The sequence below is a fragment of the Streptomyces sp. NPDC048473 genome (genome assembly GCF_043200155.1).
GTDB lineage: Bacteria > Actinomycetota > Actinomycetes > Streptomycetales > Streptomycetaceae > Streptomyces.
In genome coordinates this window covers 324,473-341,368 of the sequence record NZ_JBICXE010000002.1, presented here as the reverse complement: position 1 = coordinate 341,368, position 16,896 = coordinate 324,473, and the positions used below count along the sequence as shown (strand labels likewise).

The 16,896-nt window shown below is 69.9% G+C and carries 17 protein-coding genes and 1 pseudogene; 10 read left to right on the top strand and 8 right to left on the bottom strand.

From position 1 onward, the window contains the following. The first annotated feature begins 158 nt into the window (after positions 1-158). Together rplQ and truA are read left to right on the top strand one after the other, a co-directional pair. On the top strand, positions 159-662 hold the full coding sequence (gene rplQ / locus ACGFU7_RS04860; protein ID WP_393692370.1) for a 50S ribosomal protein L17: 504 nt from the start codon (positions 159-161) through the stop codon (positions 660-662). An 89-nt stretch (positions 663-751) separates the two neighbouring features. Beyond that, positions 752-1,606 carry a tRNA pseudouridine(38-40) synthase TruA gene (gene truA, locus ACGFU7_RS04855; protein WP_393692368.1) on the top strand — a complete coding sequence of 285 codons (855 nt, stop codon included), beginning with the start codon at positions 752-754 and terminating at the stop codon, positions 1,604-1,606. Between the two features lie 28 nt (positions 1,607-1,634). Here the strand turns inward: truA and ACGFU7_RS04850 are convergent, their stop codons facing one another. Together ACGFU7_RS04850 and ACGFU7_RS04845 are read right to left on the bottom strand one after the other, a co-directional pair. Beyond that, positions 1,635-3,500 carry a hypothetical protein gene (locus ACGFU7_RS04850; RefSeq protein ID WP_393692366.1) on the bottom strand — a complete coding sequence of 622 codons (1,866 nt, stop codon included), beginning with the start codon at positions 3,498-3,500 and terminating at the stop codon, positions 1,635-1,637. A gap of 50 nt (positions 3,501-3,550) precedes the next feature. Then, the gene (locus tag ACGFU7_RS04845) at positions 3,551-4,402 is read right to left on the bottom strand and encodes a hypothetical protein (RefSeq protein ID WP_393692365.1); all 852 of its coding nucleotides are present in this window, start codon (positions 4,400-4,402) and stop codon (positions 3,551-3,553) included. 58 nt (positions 4,403-4,460) lie between these two features. Between ACGFU7_RS04845 and ACGFU7_RS04840 the strand changes: the two genes are divergently transcribed. From ACGFU7_RS04840 to glmM, 5 genes are all read left to right on the top strand, one after another. Next, positions 4,461-6,089: an ABC-F family ATP-binding cassette domain-containing protein gene (locus tag ACGFU7_RS04840; RefSeq protein WP_393692871.1), complete on the top strand. Its 1,629-nt coding sequence runs from the start codon at positions 4,461-4,463 to the stop codon at positions 6,087-6,089. A 54-nt stretch (positions 6,090-6,143) separates the two neighbouring features. Next, positions 6,144-6,305, top strand: a complete 162-nt coding sequence (locus ACGFU7_RS04835) for a hypothetical protein (protein ID WP_393692363.1) — start codon at positions 6,144-6,146, stop codon at positions 6,303-6,305. 281 nt (positions 6,306-6,586) lie between these two features. After that, on the top strand, positions 6,587-7,030 hold the full coding sequence (gene rplM, locus ACGFU7_RS04830) for a 50S ribosomal protein L13 (protein WP_114246110.1): 444 nt from the start codon (positions 6,587-6,589) through the stop codon (positions 7,028-7,030). A gap of 44 nt (positions 7,031-7,074) precedes the next feature. After that, entirely contained in the window at positions 7,075-7,602 is a 528-nt protein-coding gene (gene rpsI, locus ACGFU7_RS04825) for a 30S ribosomal protein S9 (RefSeq protein WP_030914197.1), read from the top strand. A 251-nt stretch (positions 7,603-7,853) separates the two neighbouring features. Continuing rightward, positions 7,854-9,212 carry a phosphoglucosamine mutase gene (glmM, locus tag ACGFU7_RS04820; RefSeq protein WP_393692361.1) on the top strand — a complete coding sequence of 453 codons (1,359 nt, stop codon included), beginning with the start codon at positions 7,854-7,856 and terminating at the stop codon, positions 9,210-9,212. Positions 9,213-9,530: 318 nt separating this feature from the next. Here glmM and coaA read toward each other — a convergent pair whose 3' ends face one another. The 4 genes and pseudogenes from coaA to ACGFU7_RS04800 form a co-directional block, all read right to left on the bottom strand. Then, positions 9,531-10,529 (bottom strand): type I pantothenate kinase, encoded by a 999-nt coding sequence (gene coaA, locus ACGFU7_RS04815; RefSeq protein ID WP_393692359.1) that lies wholly within the window; start codon positions 10,527-10,529, stop codon positions 9,531-9,533. Between the two features lie 385 nt (positions 10,530-10,914). Further along, positions 10,915-11,889: a CU044_5270 family protein gene (locus ACGFU7_RS04810; protein ID WP_393692357.1), complete on the bottom strand. Its 975-nt coding sequence runs from the start codon at positions 11,887-11,889 to the stop codon at positions 10,915-10,917. Then, positions 11,877-12,476, bottom strand: coding sequence for an RNA polymerase sigma factor (locus ACGFU7_RS04805; protein WP_393692355.1), 600 nt, complete (start codon positions 12,474-12,476; stop codon positions 11,877-11,879). Before ACGFU7_RS04805 ends, ACGFU7_RS04810 begins: the two co-directional genes overlap by 13 nt. Before the next feature lie 120 nt (positions 12,477-12,596). Then, positions 12,597-12,752: pseudogene (locus tag ACGFU7_RS04800) on the bottom strand (alcohol dehydrogenase); the annotation flags it as partial. A gap of 114 nt (positions 12,753-12,866) precedes the next feature. On the opposite strand from ACGFU7_RS04800, the gene ACGFU7_RS04795 reads away from it, so the two are divergent. After that, positions 12,867-13,328: a GNAT family N-acetyltransferase gene (locus ACGFU7_RS04795; RefSeq protein ID WP_393692353.1), complete on the top strand. Its 462-nt coding sequence runs from the start codon at positions 12,867-12,869 to the stop codon at positions 13,326-13,328. Positions 13,329-13,595: 267 nt separating this feature from the next. After that, the gene (locus ACGFU7_RS04790; protein ID WP_393692351.1) at positions 13,596-14,423 is read left to right on the top strand and encodes an alpha/beta fold hydrolase; all 828 of its coding nucleotides are present in this window, start codon (positions 13,596-13,598) and stop codon (positions 14,421-14,423) included. 44 nt (positions 14,424-14,467) lie between these two features. Here the strand turns inward: ACGFU7_RS04790 and ACGFU7_RS04785 are convergent, their stop codons facing one another. Next, positions 14,468-15,376 (bottom strand): oxidoreductase, encoded by a 909-nt coding sequence (locus tag ACGFU7_RS04785; RefSeq protein WP_393692349.1) that lies wholly within the window; start codon positions 15,374-15,376, stop codon positions 14,468-14,470. Between the two features lie 77 nt (positions 15,377-15,453). Here ACGFU7_RS04785 and ACGFU7_RS04780 point away from each other — a divergent pair, with 77 nt between their 5' ends. After that, positions 15,454-16,440, top strand: coding sequence for a DUF5937 family protein (locus tag ACGFU7_RS04780; RefSeq protein WP_393692347.1), 987 nt, complete (start codon positions 15,454-15,456; stop codon positions 16,438-16,440). Here ACGFU7_RS04780 and ACGFU7_RS04775 read toward each other — a convergent pair. After that, entirely contained in the window at positions 16,361-16,894 is a 534-nt protein-coding gene (locus tag ACGFU7_RS04775; RefSeq protein ID WP_393692345.1) for an Lrp/AsnC family transcriptional regulator, read from the bottom strand. The genes ACGFU7_RS04780 and ACGFU7_RS04775 overlap by 80 nt on opposite strands. Positions 16,895-16,896: the final 2 nt, after the last annotated feature.

The following is a 16,896-nucleotide window of genomic DNA, read 5'->3' as shown; positions in this document are numbered from 1 at the left end:
TGATTTTGGGCTCGGGCGTGAGGGTATTGCCCTCAATCGCCGGACGGGCTTGATTCGATCATGGCCCGGTCGGCTCTTGATCTTCCGTGTGGCGTCCGCTGCACGGGAACTGACACCGGTACCTGATACGGCCGGTGCAGCACACAAGGAGAAAAACCATGCCGAAGCCCGCCAAGGGTGCCCGTCTGGGCGGCAGCGCTGCGCACGAGAAGCTTCTTCTCATCAACCTTGCGAAGGCGCTGTTCGAGCACGGCCGCATCACCACGACCGAGGCCAAGGCCCGCCGCCTGCGTCCGGTCGCCGAGCGTTTCATCACCAAGGCGAAGAAGGGCGACATCCACAACCGTCGCCTGGTGCTGCAGTCGATCACGGACAAGGGCATCGTTCACACGCTCTTCACCGAGATCGCTCCGCGGTACGAGAACCGCCCCGGTGGTTACACCCGCATCACCAAGATCGGCAACCGTCGTGGCGACAACGCCCCGATGGCCGTCATCGAGCTGGTCGAGGCGCTGACCGTGGCCCAGCAGGCCGCCGGTGAGGCCGAGGCCGCGACCAAGCGTGCGGTCAAGGAAGACGCCCTCAAGAAGGACGAGGCTCCGGCCGAGGTCGTCGAGGACGCCAAGCCGGCCGAGGCCGACGCGGAGTCCAAGGACGCCTGAGCGTTCTGAGACCACTGGACGGGCCCGCATCACCCTTCGGGGCGGTGCGGGCCCGTTCCGTATGTACTGGCAGAAAAGGACATCCTTCGGTGAGTGACGAAGTAGAGCCCGGCTTCGTACGGGTGCGGCTGGACCTGGCGTACGACGGCAAGGACTTCTCCGGCTGGGCCAAGCAGACCTCCAGGCGGACCGTCCAGGGGGAGATCGAGGACGCGCTGCGGACCGTGACGCGGTCCACGCGGACGTACGACCTGACGGTTGCCGGGCGCACCGATGCCGGGGTGCATGCCCGGGGCCAGGTCGCCCATGTCGATCTGCCGGACGAGGTGTGGGCCGAGCACGCGGACAAGCTGCTGCGGCGGATGGCCGGACGGATGGCGCCCGATGTACGGATCTGGCGGATCGCCCGGGCGCCGGCCGGGTTCAATGCCCGGTTCTCGGCGCTGTGGCGTCGTTACGCGTACCGCGTCGCCGATCGCGCCGGTGGGGTGGATCCGCTGTTGCGCGGTCATGTGCTGTGGCACGACCGGCCGTTGGACGTCGATGCCATGAACGAGGCGGCGGCCCGGATGGTCGGGGAGCACGACTTCGCCGCGTACTGCAAGAAACGCGAGGGCGCGACGACCATCCGTACGCTGCAGAAGCTGAGTTGGATACGGGACGAGGCGTCCGGGATCATGACGGCGACCGTGCAGGCCGACGCGTTCTGCCACAACATGGTGCGGGCGCTGATCGGTGCGGCGCTTTTCGTCGGGGACGGTCGCCGTCCGGCCGAGTGGCCCGCACAGGTGCTGGCGGCACGGGTGCGGGATCCCGGCGTGCATGTGGTGCGTCCCCATGGGCTGACGCTGGAGGAAGTGGCGTACCCGGCCGACGAGTTGCTGGCCGCTCGCTCCAAGGAGGCGCGCAATGTGCGCACGCTTCCCGGAGCCGGCTGCTGCTGAGAGCCGCCGGGCAGGCAGGGCCGGGCCGTCAGCTCGCGGCTCTGCCGTGCGCCCGGCGTCGCTGCCGCCAGGCCCCCGTCAGCCGGGCCGCCAGGAACAGGGCCGCGAGCGTGGCTGTCGTCGCTCGGAGCGGGCGGGTGTCCGGGGCCGCCCATCCGTGGACCGTGGCTGCCGTGCACAGCAGCAGGCCCAGGATGCGCAGCAGCCACCAGCGCGGTGGGCGGTGTTCGTAGCTGTCCGGGGGCGACGGGTGTTCGCCGTCCTGGGTGGTCATCGAGGAGCGCATGCCGGCCAGCAGGCCGCGGCGGGTGAGGACCTGGGCGTGGGGGAGGGTGTCGAGGACTTCCGGGCGGTCGCCGAAGCCCGGAGGCAGCGGGGGCAGGGACAGGGCCGCCAGGAGATCCGACTGGTGCCGGGGCGGGTTGCCCGTGGAGCGGAGGATGTGGGTCAGCGGGCGTGGGTCCGTGAGGGCGAAGGCGCGGGACAGGGCTTCCGCCGTGGCGGTGACCGTGGCGTGGTCGGGGGCCGGGGACGTGGCGTTCCACTCGTGGGTGGCCAGGGGCCTGCCCTTGAGGAACAGGGTGAGCCCGCAGCGTTCGGGCGTGCGGCGCAGGACCAGCGTGGGCCACTTCTCGCCGGTGGTGAAGTTGTCCGCCGCCGTGGTCAGCGGGTCGTCCGTGGAGAGGACCGAGCGTTTGGCGGGCCGGGGTTCCGGGACTGCCTCGACGTAGGTGTGGGTGGCGGTCGCAGGGGCGGTGCGGAGCGAGACGCCGCACATCAGTGCCGCCTGCGCCACGTCCGCCGGGCGGGCCGCCGCTATCGCGACCGCGCACGGGGCGCCCGGTGTCCAGGCGGGGGTGGCTGAGGGGGCGGTGCGGGGCTGCGGGGGACGGCCGAAGAACGGGGTCCGTGTCGCCACGTGGATGCGGACGCCCGACCGGGTCTCCAGGAACTCCTGGCGCGGGTCGTCGCCGAAGTACCCCCAGGGGTACTTGGTGGCATGGACGCCGATGCTGCGAAAGGCGTCCAGTGCTTCGTCCCAGCGCTCCGTACGCAGCAGCATCAGGGCCAGGTGGTTGCGGAAGCCGGCCGCCTCGTGGCTGCCCGGTTCGTACGCGGCCGAGAGCTCCAGGGCGAGGGCGACCGCCGCCGCGACGCGGGGCGCGTACGGGTCGGGGTCGGCCGGTACGCCGGGGGAGGGGGACACGACCACGTACTCCAGCGCCGCGAACAGCGGCAGTGCGTGCAGCTTCGAACCGGGCGGGGCCGTATCGGCCGCGCTCTCGGCGAAGCCGAACATCTCCTCGTGCGAACCCCACCACTTCGCGCACAGGTACTGGAGGGCCGCGGCATGGCATCCGTAATGGTGCGGGTCGCGTGCCAGGGCGTGCGCCCAGTACTCGTCGAAGACATCGCGCGGGGCCTGGCTGCCCCTGGCGTGGGTCAGGGCGATGCGCCACGGCACGGGGTCGGCGGGGTTGAGTTCGGCCGCCCTGCCGATCACCGGGGCCGCGTCCTCCAACAGCGCGAAGAAGGCCCGGAACTGGTCGCGCGAGACATGCCTGGCGCGTTCCGCCGTACGCATCTCCCAGGCCCGGTCGATGGAGAGGTCCGCCCGGACCAGAGCCGCGTCCGGGTCCTCGGGGGATTCGGCCAGCCAGGCGTCCAGCCAGCCGGGGTTGTGCAGGGTGGCCTCGGCGAGACGGGACACGTAACCGTCCCTCAGTTCCCACTGGGTGTGCTCACGGGTCGCGGCGAGCAGCTCGCGGGCAGGGCCGTGGTCGCCCTCGGCAGCCGAGGTCAGAGCGGTACGCAGTGCGGCGTCCGGGGCGTCGACGACCACGGCCTCGTCCGGCGGCAGATCGGCACCGATGGCCGCGCTGTGGCGCAGCACGCGGGGAAGGGTGAGGAGGAACGGAAGGCGCACGAGATCCCCGGGCCGGGTCAGCCGGCGGGTGCGGTGGCTGCAGCCGATGCCTGGAGCTCGCCGCGGTGGCGGATCTGACGGAACGTGAAGTTCGTCAGGTCGTCACCGGTGGCGTAGGCGTTCTTGTCGGACGTGGTGACGTTCTTGCCGCTGGTGTACCCGCTGATGGTGAAGTAGGCGTAGCGGCCGTAGGAGTTGGCGGTACGGCGGCAGACCGATCCGGTGCGGCAGAAGGCCGGTACACCCGAGCCGCTCAGTGTGGCGATGCTGCCGCTGGACTGCTGGGCCGCCCTCTTGGCCCGGGCTTCCGTCTTGAAGACCGCGAGGCCGACGGTGACGGCGACGCCGTCCTTGCTGTACGTGGCCCGGATGACCTGGTCGCAGCCGTTGTTGACGAGGATCGAGCCGAGCGCGCCCTTGGTGGTCGCGGCACAGCTCTTCGTCTGCTGTGTCGCGCCCTTGACGTAGACGTGGTTGCCCATCGTCAGCTTCTTGCCGGGGAAGAACGCGTCGACGGTGATCGGCGCCTTGTCCTTCTTGACGTCGGATATGTAGTCCTTCGGGTCCGGCGGGGGCGGTGGTGCCACCGAGGAGAAGGATGGTTCGGGCTCGGCGGTGTTGTTCGGCAGATCGGTCGGTGCCGGCAGCTCGCTCGCGTTCTTGCCGGAGCCGGTGGAGCTGTTGTTGTTGGTCGAGATGACCGCCGTCGCCACGATCGCGCCGACCGCCGCGGTGGCGAGCACGCCGCCGCCGATGAGCAGCCACTTCTTGCGGCGGCCGCGCGCGGCGGACTCGTCGGCCAGCGCTGCCCAGTCCGGAGTCTGTGTGTCCCCTGGCCCCCAGGAGGGCCCCCCTTGCCCAAAGCTCATGCGGCGAATCCTAGACGGAACGTAAACCGGTTGGGCCAGGGCTTCGCGGCCCGTGACAATGCTGTGCATGGGACATCTTGAAGCGGGCCATCTTGAGTACTACCTACCGGACGGGCGGGTGCTGCTCGGCGATGCTTCGTTCCGGGTCGCGGACGGGGCCGTGGTCGCCCTCGTGGGGGCGAACGGTGCCGGAAAGACCACATTGCTGAGGCTGCTCGCCGGGGAGCTCCAGCCGCACGGCGGGTCCGTGTCGGTGAGCGGTGGGCTCGGGGTGATGCAGCAGTTCGTGGGCTCCGTGCGGGACGAGCGTACGGTCCGGGATCTGCTGGTCTCCGTCGCCCAGCCCCGTATCCGGGAGGCGGCCCTGGCGGTCGACAAGGCGGAGGAGCTGATCCTCACCGTCGACGACGAGGCCGCGCAGATGAAGTACGCGCAGGCCCTGAGCGACTGGGCGGAGGCCCGCGGGTACGAGGCCGAGACGGTGTGGGACATGTGCACCATGGCCGCGCTCGGTGTTCCGTACGAGAAGGCGCAGTGGCGCGAGGTGCGCACGCTGTCCGGCGGTGAGCAGAAGCGGCTGGTGCTTGAGGCGCTGCTGCGCGGGCCGGACGAGGTGCTGCTGCTCGACGAGCCGGACAACTATCTCGACGTCCCCGGAAAGCGGTGGCTGGAGGAGAAGCTGAGGGAGACCCGTAAGACGGTCCTCTTCGTCTCCCACGACCGGGAGCTGCTGTCCAGGGCCGCCGAGAAGATCGTCAGCGTCGAGCCGAGCCCGGCGGGCAGCGACGTGTGGGTGCACGGCGCCGGTTTCGATACGTACCACCAGGCCCGCAAGGACCGGTTCGCCCGGTTCGAGGAGCTGCTGCGGCGCTGGGAGGAGGAGCACGCCCGGTTGAAGGCGCTGGTCCACCGGCTCCGGCAGCAGGCGGCGATCAGCCCCGACATGGCGTCCCGCTACCGGGCGATGCAGACCCGCTTCAAGAAGTTCGAGGACGCGGGACCTCCGCCGGAGCCGCCGCGCGAGCAGGACATCAAGATGCGGCTGCGCGGCGGCCGGACCGGCGTACGGGCGGTGACCTGCAAGAACCTTGAGCTGACCGGGCTGATGAAGCCCTTCGACCTGGAGATCTTCTACGGGGAGCGGGTCGCCGTCCTCGGCTCGAACGGCTCCGGGAAGTCGCACTTCCTGCGGCTGCTGGCGGGCGAGCCGGTGGCGCACACGGGGGAGTGGAAGCTCGGGGCGCGCGTCGTACCGGGTCACTTCGCGCAGACGCACGCCCATCCGGAGCTGCTGGGCCACACGCTCGTCGAGATCCTGTGGACCGAGCATGCCAAGGACCGGGGCGGGGCGATGTCCGTGCTGCGGCGGTACGAGCTGGAGCGGCAGGGCGACCAGCCGTTCGAGAAGCTGTCCGGCGGGCAGCAGGCGCGGTTCCAGATCCTGCTCCTGGAGCTGGCCGGCACGACCGCACTGTTGCTGGACGAGCCGACGGACAACCTGGACCTGGAGTCGGCGGAGGCCCTGCAGGACGGGCTGGAGGCGTACGACGGGACGGTGATGGCCGTCACGCACGACCGGTGGTTCGCGAAGTCCTTCGACCGGTATCTGGTGTTCGGCTCGGACGGCGTCGTACGGGAGACGACGGAGCCGGTGTGGGACGAGCGGAGGGTCGAGCGAGTGCGGTGACGCTCCGCTGGGGGTGGCGGGGTGCCGGGGCGCTCACCCGTCCGCTGCAGACCGGTGACGACGACACGGATTCTGTCCAAGCGGGGAGTCGCCGTGTCGGAGCAGGTGCGGGAGCGGATCGTTTCTTGCGCTGATCCGGATGTGTTGAGCGACTGGTTCGACCGGTCGTTGACGGCCGAGCTCGCCGAGGACCTGTTCGTGGCGACCGGGGCCTGACTCCGGGGCGGCTGAGAGCCAGGCTTCGGGGCGGCCGAAAGCCTGGCCGGGCCCCGGGTTCGGGGGCTGTTTTGACCCGCACGGGGGAGCGACGGTATTCTTCTGGTTTGTTATGCGTATTGGCTTGGTCGTTCTCACGCGAGGGGCCCTTACGCCGGTCCACCGGGCCGATGACCAGCGGCAGGCACTCGGGTTGCGTCCCCGCAGCGCCGCCAAGGCTGGTGTGATCGTCCGGGTGGCCTTGTCAGGACTCACTCACTGAAGAAGCGAAGGCTACGACCGTGCGTACGTACAGCCCCAAGCCCGGCGATGTGACGCGCCAGTGGCACATCATTGACGCGCAGGACATCGTCCTGGGTCGTCTGGCCACCACGGCTGCGAACCTCCTCCGCGGCAAGCACAAGGCGATTTACGCCCCCCACATGGACATGGGCGACTTCGTCATCATCATCAACGCCGAGAAGGTTCACCTCTCCGGCAACAAGAAGACCCAGAAGATGGCGTACCGCCACTCCGGGTTCCCGGGTGGTCTCCGCTCCGTCCGTTACGACGAGCTGCTCGCCAAGAGCCCCGAGAAGGCTGTCGAGAAGGCCATCAAGGGCATGATCCCCAAGAACACCCTGGGCCGTCAGATGCTCTCGAAGCTCAAGGTCTACGCGGGCGACCAGCACCCGCACGCTGCTCAGCAGCCGGTCCCGTTCGAGATCACCCAGGTCGCGCAGTAGTTCCGGCCTCCCCCTAAGACCAAAAGAAAGATCTGAGGAGAATCGTGGCCGAGACCACTGTTGAGAACCCCGTCGAGGGCACCGAGGGCGAAGAGGTTTTCGCTGAGGTGACCACCTTCGAGTCCGAGGTTCCCGTCGAGGGCGAGTACACCAGCGAGTCGCTGGCTTCCCGCTTCGGCGACCCGCAGCCCGCCGCCGGCCTTGGCCGTCGGAAGAACGCCATCGCCCGCGTCCGGATCGTTCCGGGCACCGGCAAGTGGAAGATCAACGGTCGCACCCTTGAGGACTACTTCCCCAACAAGGTGCACCAGCAGGAAGTCAACGAGCCCTTCAAGGTGCTCGAGCTCGACAACCGCTACGACGTCATCGCCCGCATCTCGGGTGGCGGCGTCTCGGGTCAGGCCGGCGCCCTGCGCCTCGGTGTGGCCCGTGCGCTGAACGAGGCGGACGTGGACAACAACCGCGCCCCGCTGAAGAAGGCCGGCTTCCTCTCCCGCGACGACCGTGCGGTCGAGCGCAAGAAGGCCGGTCTCAAGAAGGCCCGTAAGGCCCCGCAGTACAGCAAGCGCTAAACCGCCTGCTCATCTGCTTTACACGTTCGCCCCGGCGGCACACCTCGTGCTTGCCGGGGCGTTCGTCTATCGGCACCCTCGGGCGTATAACGGCATAAGACGTTCATACGCTTGCATACGCAGCGTTGTGTTGCGTTGCCCGGCGATGGATGCGCCGCACTGTGCGTCGCATCGTGTTGCTGTGTTGCGTTGCTTTGGTTTGCTTTGGCTTGGTTCGGTTTGCGGTTTCGGAGCATCTTCGGAGGACACCAGTGGGACGACTCTTCGGCACGGACGGTGTGCGCGGTGTCGCCAATGCGGATCTGACGGCCGAGCTGGCGCTCGGTCTCTCGGTCGCTGCGGCGCATGTGCTTGCCGAGGCGGGCACCTTTGAGGGGCATCGGCCGACAGCCGTGGTCGGACGTGACCCACGTGCCTCCGGAGAGTTCCTGGAGGCCGCCGTCGTGGCAGGTCTCGCCAGTGCCGGTGTGGACGTCCTGCGGGTCGGTGTGCTGCCCACCCCTGCGGTGGCGTACCTCACCGGCGCGCTGGGCGCCGACCTCGGCGTGATGCTCTCCGCCAGCCACAACGCCATGCCGGACAACGGTGTCAAGTTCTTCGCCCGTGGCGGTCACAAGCTCGCCGACGAGCTCGAGGACCGGATCGAGACGGTCTACGAGCAGCACCGCACCGGTGCGCCCTGGGCGCGTCCGACGGGCGCAGGGGTGGGCCGGGTCACCGACTACACCGAGGGCTTCGACCGGTACGTCGCCCACCTCATCACCGTCCTCCCGAACCGGCTCGACGGGCTGAAGGTCGTCCTCGACGAGGCGCACGGCGCGGCCTCCCGGGTCTCGCCCGAGGCCTTCACGCGGGCCGGCGCCGAGGTGATCACGATCGGTGCCGATCCGGACGGTCTGAACATCAACGACGGCTGCGGCTCCACCCACCTGGATCTGCTGAAGGCCGCCGTCGTCGAGCACGGCGCCGACCTCGGCGTCGCGCACGACGGCGACGCCGACCGCTGCCTCGCCGTGGACGCCACGGGCGCGGAGGTCGACGGCGACCAGATCCTGGCCGTACTGGCCCTCGCCATGCGCGAGGCCGGTCAGCTGCGCAAGGACACCGTGGTCGGCACGGTCATGTCCAACCTCGGCTTCAAGATCGCGATGGAGCGGGAGGGCATCCAGCTCGTCCAGACAGCCGTCGGCGACCGTTACGTACTGGAGTCGATGAAGGCCGAGGGCTATGCGCTGGGCGGCGAGCAGTCCGGCCATGTCATCGTCCTGGACCACGCCACGACCGGCGACGGCACGCTGACCGGCCTGATGCTGGCGGCCCGGGTCGCCGCCACCGGCCGTACGCTCGCCGAGCTGGCCGGGGTCATGCAGCGGCTGCCGCAGCTGCTGATCAACGTCCCCGACGTCGACAAGTCCCGGGTCGGGACCTCCCCGGAGCTGGCCGCGGCGGTCGCCGAGGCCGAGCGCGAGCTGGGCTCCACCGGGCGCGTACTGCTGCGCCAGTCGGGCACGGAGCCGCTGGTACGGGTCATGGTCGAGGCGGCCGACATCGACCAGGCACGGGCTGTCGCCGAACGGCTGGCCGATGTGGTGAAGTCCGCACTCGGTTAGTCCGCACTCGGTGGGTCCGGGCCCGGTTGGTCGGTGCTCGGCCGGCCGATGTGGGGACGTCCGCACTCGGCCGGCCCGGGTTGGGCTGGTCCGCGCACTCGGCTGGTCCGCGTACTCGGCCGGTCCGGGCCCGGTCGGCCCGCAGCCGGCCGGCCCATTGCCCCGGTCGGCCTGCTCGCGCGTTATTTATTCGCCGGACGGGCTCGCAACGTAGCCCGTCCGGCGGCGGTGCGCCGCCCACAGGGCCTCGTCCGTACGGCCGGCGGGGACGATCAGGCGCAGATGCAGCACGCGGCCGCTCCCAGGGGACTCGGAGGGTCAGAGTTTGCGCAGGGACAGCCGCTGGACCTTGTGGTCCGGCCCCTTGCGCAGCACCAGAGTGGCACGGCCCCGGGTGGGCGCGACGTTCTCCACCAGGTTGGGCTTGTTGATGGTCCGCCACATCGTCGCCGCGTACTCCATGGCCTCCTCCTCGGAGACCTGGGTGTACTTGCGGAAGTACGAGAACGGGTTCTGGAACGCCGTCTCACGCAGCTTCCGGAACCGGTTGAGATACCAGGTCTCGATGTCCTCGGCCCGCGCGTCCACGTACACACTGAAGTCGAAGTAGTCGGCGAGCCCGACCCTCGTCCGCCCGTCCTTGCCGGGCAGCGCGGGCTGCAGCACGTTCAGTCCCTCGACGATCAGGATGTCGGGACGGCGTACGGTGAGCCGCTCGCCCGGCACGATGTCGTAGATCAGATGCGAGTAGACGGGCGCCGTCACCTCGTCCTTGCCGGCCTTGATGTCGGCGACGAAACGGGTCAGGGCCCGCCGGTCGTACGACTCGGGGAACCCCTTGCGCGACATCAGCCCGCGCGACTGGAGCTCCTTCATCGGCAGCAGGAACCCGTCCGTGGTGACGAGCTCCACCCGCGGATGCTCGGGCCAGCGGGCCAGCAGCGCCTGGAGGATACGGGCGCTGGTGGACTTGCCGACCGCGACACTGCCGGCGACCCCTATGACGAACGGGGTGCCACGCTGCGCGCCGTGCCCGTTGCCCGCGTCCCCGAGAAAGGTGTTCAGGGCGCCACGTAGACCCGAGGTGGCCTGGACATAGAGGTTGAGGAGCCGGGAGAGCGGCAGGTAGACGTCCCGTACCTCGTCGAGGTCGATGACGTCCCCGAGCCCGCGCAGCTGCTCCACCTCGTCGGCGGTCAGCGGCAACGGCGTCTTGTCGCGCAGAGCGCTCCACTCGGCACGCGACAGATCGACATACGGCGTCGCTGCGTGCTCGGCACGTCGGTGGGTGCTGCTCCGTGGCGGCGAAGTGATCACGTGTTCATTGTTGCGGGAGTTTTAACGGAGTGGGGGGTGGGGTCGGTCACGTGCAGGGACGGCGGGGCTCGTTCCGGGCTGCCGGTACCGGTTACGGCTGGGTGTGCACTCAGCACGACCGCGGTCCTGCCCGACATCCGGCGCTTCGGTGGATGGGGCGGAGGCGGCCCGGGAGCCGGCTGAGAAGGCCGGAGGTCCCATGGTGGGCGCGTCGGTGCGGCTGGTCCCTCGGCGCTGGACATGCGCTCCTGCCTCCGGGTTCTCGGCCGGAGGGCTGACATCCGGCAGCGACATGATGCACCCGCGGGTACCTGCCGCTGTCGGCAGGGGCCGGTGTCCGCACCCCTGTAGCGGACACCGGCCCCGGTTCGCGGCCCCGGGTGGGTCAGGGCTTCTCGCCCTTGGTGTCGACGACGACTGTCTCGACCCGGGCTTCACTCATCGTGATCTGCCCGGCCTCGAACTTCTCCGACGGAAATTTCACCTTGCCCACGGAGGGCGTGTACTCGTAGTCCTCGGTGACCACGAAGCGCATCCCGGCGTAGCCGAAGTCCTGCGGGTCGAGGAGGATCTCCCGCTGTTCGTGCCTGCCGTCCTCCTTCCGGGTGATGGCAATGGCTTCGCGTCCGGCGGCGTCCTTCACCAGGTGGTCGGTGACATGGACACCGGGGACGGTGGCCAGGGCACGGTAGATCCGGGCGAGGGCGGCCGGTGCGATCGGGTACGCCTCGACCATCAGCCCCATCGCGCGGAAGCTGTGCTGAGCCTGCCCCTCCGGCGGGTTCTCGGCGGTGTGGCCCGTCGGGTAGAACGAACGGACCTTCGCCAGCAGGCGCGCCGGGTCGTCGGGCAGCTCATTGGCGGCCCGGTAGACCTGGCGGGACGTGCGGTAGTCGTCGTCCTTGCCGTTCTTCGCCGCGGCGGAGTTGTCGTACGGGACCCAGGAGTCGGGGTCGTACTCGAAGCGGCCGGCGTTCGAGCCCTCCGGCTGGGCCATCACCGTCTTCGTGTAGATCCACTGGTCGTCGCGCGGCTCCGGTGCGGCCGGCTGCTTCTCCAGTGCGTCGGCGGCCCGGTTCAGTACCTCGGCCGGGCTGCTCAGCCGCAGGGTTCCCGTGGTCGAAGCAGGTCCGGAGCGGTCGGGGGCGGCGGCGCCGACGAGCTGGGTGCCGAGCACGGCCGCCACGGTGATCGCCGCGGCCGCGCCGACCGAAGCGATCCGCCAGTCGGCCTTCAGCCGGCGGACACGGCGGCCCGAGGCGACGGCCTCGGTGAGCCGCAGCCGGCCCGGGGCGAGTGCGGAACGGTCGGGAACGGGCGCGTCCGCGCGCAGCTCGCGCAGCTGGGTCATTTCGTCCATGACGGGGTCAGCTCCATGACGTCGGGCGTGAACGAGGGATCCATGTCGAGCGCCGCACGGACCTTGCGGCGAGCGCGGTTGAGCCGGGACCGTACGGTGCCGAGCGGGATGCCCAGCGCCTCGGCGACCTCCTGGTACCCGAGGTCGGCCCAGGCGACGAGCAGCAGCACATGGCGGTCGCCGGCCGAGAGCGAGGCGAGCGCCCCGGCCAGCGGCGCCTGCGCGGCGATCCGGGCGTCGGAACGGTCGCTCCAGGACGCGGCCACCGGGTCCTGACCGGTACGGGCCAGGGCCCGCAACCCCCTCTCCTCGCTGCGCCGCTGCTTGCCGATGAGATTCGCTGCGATGCCGTACAGCCAGGGGCGGGCGTTGCGATGCGTGCTGTCGTAACGGCGCCTGGAGCGGAAGGCGATGAGAAAGGTCTCCGCCGTGATGTCGTCCGCCGCGCCCTCCCCGAGGCGGCGGGCGGCATAGCGGTGGATGTCCGGGGCGTGGCGGTCGTAGAGCCCGGCGAAGATCTCGGGATGCTCCAGCGACTGCGCGACGACCTCGGCATCGTCGCCGGGGCTGGCTGGTGGTCCGGTCACATCGGCTCCAGGGGGATCGACGGGTGAGCGTGTCACCCCTTGTTGCCCGCAGGGCTCGGAAAGGTTCACAGATTACGGAGCCCCCTGGTTCGACTTACGGAGCCCCTTGGTGCGACGCCGTCACCTCACCGTCAGTACCGCGTTCCCCCGCACCTGCCGGGCCCGCAGGTCCGTGATGACGTCGGCGGTACGCGACCAGTCGTGGACCGAGCCGATCTCCGGGTGCAGCCGGCCCCCGGCCACCAGCCGGACCAGCGCGGCGAGGTCGTCTCCGTAGGTGACGTCGAACAACCGCAGGACAGCCCAGCAGGACGTCAGTCAGACCCTGAGCCACGACCACCGGAACCCGCTACGAGTATCAATGTCAGACCCTGCCCATACGTTCGGGCCATGAGCGATCGACCTGCGAACCAGCCCCCGGAGATCTTCGTCACCGACGCGCCCGACGCAGCGGATGTTGCGCTGGTGTCGGACGCGCTGGACGCGTTCAACGTGCAGGAGACGAGCACCGACGATCGTCGTCCGCTCGCCGTGCTCGTCCGGGATCCACTGACACAGCGCGTCGTCGGGGGCCTGACCGGCAGGACGTCCCTGGGCATGCTCTTCGTCGACCTGTTCCATCTGCCGAGCGAGCTCCGAGGTACCGGGATCGGCAGCGAAATACTGCGGCTGGCGGAGACCGAGGGGCGGAGCCGGGGTTGCCGGTCCGCCGTGCTCTACACCATCAGCTTCCAGGCGCCCGGCTTCTACAAGAAGCACGGCTGGGAGGTGTTCGGCGAAATCCCCTGCGATCCGCCCGGTACGAGCCGTGTGTTCATGACCAAGGACCTGACGCAGTCCGCCCAGCGGTGACGGTCACCGGCGAAGCCTGACGGCTTCGGATCCCGGCCCGTGTCCGTGGCGGCGAGCACCCTCAGGCACCTGCGGGGCGTGTCACAGGTCACGGGAACCCCTCTGAGCGCGCTGTCCTGAGCCCCGCCGACCTGAGAGCCTGAAGGTGCGGCGCGGACGCCGTTCCCGCTGAGCGGCCGCCGGACCCCCACGATCCGAATTGCGGTTCCGGCGTCCGGCCGCACTCTGGATCGGGGGGCCCGCAGCACACCCGAGAGGACAACACGCATGCCCACGGTGACCACACGTGACGGTGTCGACATCTTCTACAAGGACTGGGGCCGCGGCCGCCCCGTCGTCTTCATCCATGGCTGGCCCCTGAGCGGGGACGCCTGGCAGGACCAGCTCAAAGCGGTCGCCGACAACGGGTACCGCGGCATCGCCCACGACCGCCGCGGTCACGGCGGCTCCACCCCGGTCTGGGACGGCTACGACTTCGACACCTTCGCGGACGACCTCGACGACCTGATCACCCAATTGGACCTGCGGGACGTCACGCTGGTCGCGCACTCGATGGGCGGCGGCGAACTCGCCCGCTACATCGGCCGTCACGGCACGGACCGGATCAGGTCCGCGGTGCTGCTCTCGGCGATCTGTCCGCTGATGCTCCAGGGCCCCGGCAACCCCGAGGGCGTACCGCAGTCGGTCTTCGACGGCATCAAGAGCGGCATCCTCGCCGAGCGTTCGCAGTTCTGGAAGGACACCGCGGTCGCCTTCTTCGGCGCCAACCGCGACGGCAACAAGGTCACACGGGGCAACCAGGACGCCTTCTGGTACATGGCCATGGCCGAGACCATCGAGGGCGGCGTCGCCTGTGTCGACGCCTTCGCGGCCACGGACTTCCACGAGGACCTGAAGAAGTTCGACATCCCCACGCTCGTCGTGCACGGTGACGACGACCAGATCGTCCCGATCGACGCCACCGGCCGCAAGTCCGCCGAGCTCATCGCGGACGCGACCCTCAAGGTCTACGAGGGTGCTCCTCACGGCCTCGCCGTCGTCCCGGGCTACAAGGAGAGGTTCAACAAGGACCTCCTGGAGTTCCTCAAGCGCTGAACCGCGTGGCAGGTCATAACCCCTGAACGGCCGGATTCTTCCGCTTACGCTCCGCGCCGGTGGAGGGAGTCCAGGACGCTCAGTTCGTCCTCGGAGAGGTGCAGTGCACCCGCGGCCACGTTTGCGTCCAGGTGATCGGGGTTGCCGGTACCGGGGATGGCCAGCACATGCGGCCCACGGTGCAGCGTCCACGCCAGTCGTACCTGCGCCGGGCTCGCCCCGTGCGCCCGTGCGACGGCGAGCACCTCGTCGCTCTCGGCGCCGCTCGCGCCCGACTGCCGCCCGGTGCCCGCGATGGCGTAGAACGGCACGAACGCGATTCCCTGTTCACCGCAGGTACGCAGGAACTCGTCCTGCTCGGGCCGCACGCCGATTCCGTACATGTTCTGCACGCAGACCACGGGCGCGATGGCCCGGGCCTCGGCGAGGTGTTCAGGCGTGACGTTGGAGATGCCCAGGTGGCGGATGAGTCCGGCGTCGCGCAGCTGGGCCAGTGCGCCGAAACGCTCGGCGATGGAATCGGTGCCGACGATGCGCAGGTTCACCACGTCCAGGTGGTCACGGCCGAGCTGACGCAGGTTCTCCTCGACCTGGCCGCGCAGCAGGTCGGGGGTGGCATGGGGCAGCCACGCACCCGATTGGTCTCGGCCCGGCCCGACCTTGGTGGTGATCACGAGATCATCCGGATAGGGGGCCAGTGCCTGGTTGATCAGCTCATTGGCTGAGCGCAGGGGCGAGAAGTAGAACGCGGCGGTGTCGATGTGGTTCACGCCGAGCTCGACCGCGCGGCGCAGCACGCTGATCGCCCGGCCACGATCGCTCGACACGGCGTCGGGCGCGAACGCCTCGCCGTTCTGCGTCAGACGCATCGCGCCGAAACCGATCCGGTTGACCGCCAAGTCGCCGAGATTCCACGTGCCCGATTCCGCCGCAGTGTTCGTCTGTGAGGTCATGCCCGTGATGATTTCCTCGCGGTAGGCTGGCCGCCATTCATTCAGGTATATGTGAATTCTTGGGGCGGCTGTCGGCAGTGCAGGCGGAGTTGGCGTTTTCGGTGAGCGATCTCGCGCAGGTGCGGTTCGCCGTGTCGCCGATGTGGGAGGCCGGGCCCGGCTTCCGGCTGCTGAACTCCGGCTCCGCGCATTCCGTGCACCGGCCCTGGGCCGAGCAGGTGCGGCCGCGGGTGGTGGCCGCCGGACTGGACCGGGGCTGGCTCGCCGAGCTGATCCCGCCTTCGGGTTATGTGCCCGACTTCCTCAACCCGGCGCCCGCCGGGCCGGCCTCCACGCTGGCGGAGGAACTGGCCGGGATCCTGGCCGCTCCCGCCGACCGCGTACGACACGACCTCGACCGACTGGGGCATGAGCAGGGGCGTCTCGGACCCCGGTTGCGCACCCTGTACGCCAAGCCGCAGGCCCGCATGGTGCGGGTTGCGGAAGAGATCGAGACCTTCTGGGAGCTGGCGCTCGCCCCCTACTGGGCGCGGATCCGGGCCGTGCTCGACGCCGACGTCTTCTACCGGGCCCGGCAAGTCGCCGAGCAGGGCACGGGCCACCTCTTCAACGACCTGCACCCCTCGGTGAGCTGGGACGAGAACGCGCTTCGGCTGGCCCGCCGGCAGCGGACCCTGTCCCGGAAGACGGCGGGCACGGGGCTGCTGCTGATTCCCTCGGCCTTCACCGGACCGGGCCTGCTCACCCGGGTGAGGCCGGCGGAACCGCCGCAACTGGCCTACCCGGCGCGGGGCGTCGGCTCGCTGTGGGCATCCCGTGCCGTCACCGGAACCGACGCCACCGCCGCCGTACTCGGCCGCTCCCGGACCCTGCTGCTGACCGAACTGGAGGCTCCGGCCTCCACCACCGAACTGGCCCACCGCACAGGGCTCTCCCCGGCCGGGGTGTCCCAGTACCTCACCGCGCTGCGCGACGCGGGCCTGGTCACCGCCCACCGGGCCGGCCGCTCGGTGCTCTACGCCCGCACCGCTGTCGCCGAAGCACTCCTTGCTGCCGCCCCATAGGTTTCCAACCCCGGAACGGCCGGTACGTCAGCTGCTTGACGCGGCGCAGGAACGGCATCGTCTCCACGTGTTCGACGCCGTCCAGCATCCCGAACCTGTCGCTCAGACAGCGGCAGAGGTGGGCCGTGTTCCGGGTGACGGTGACCGCCATCAGGCTGGACGGGCCCGAGGTCGCGACGGCGGAAGCGACCTCCTGGTGGGTGGCCAAGGCCTCGCCGACCGTGTTCAGGGCGCGGGGTGCCGCCGTGATGCAGAGCATGGCCGCGCCGCGGAAGCCGAAGTACTCGGCGTCGAACTCGATGTCGAGGTACATCGCCCCGGATCCGGTGAGCTGGGACATCCTGCGTCTGATCGCCGATTCGGAGCGGCCCGTCGCCTTCTGGAGTTCGGGGTGGGTGGCGCGGCCGTCGCGTTCGAGGGCGGCGACCAGCGGCTCGTCCTCGGCGGTCCTCAAGC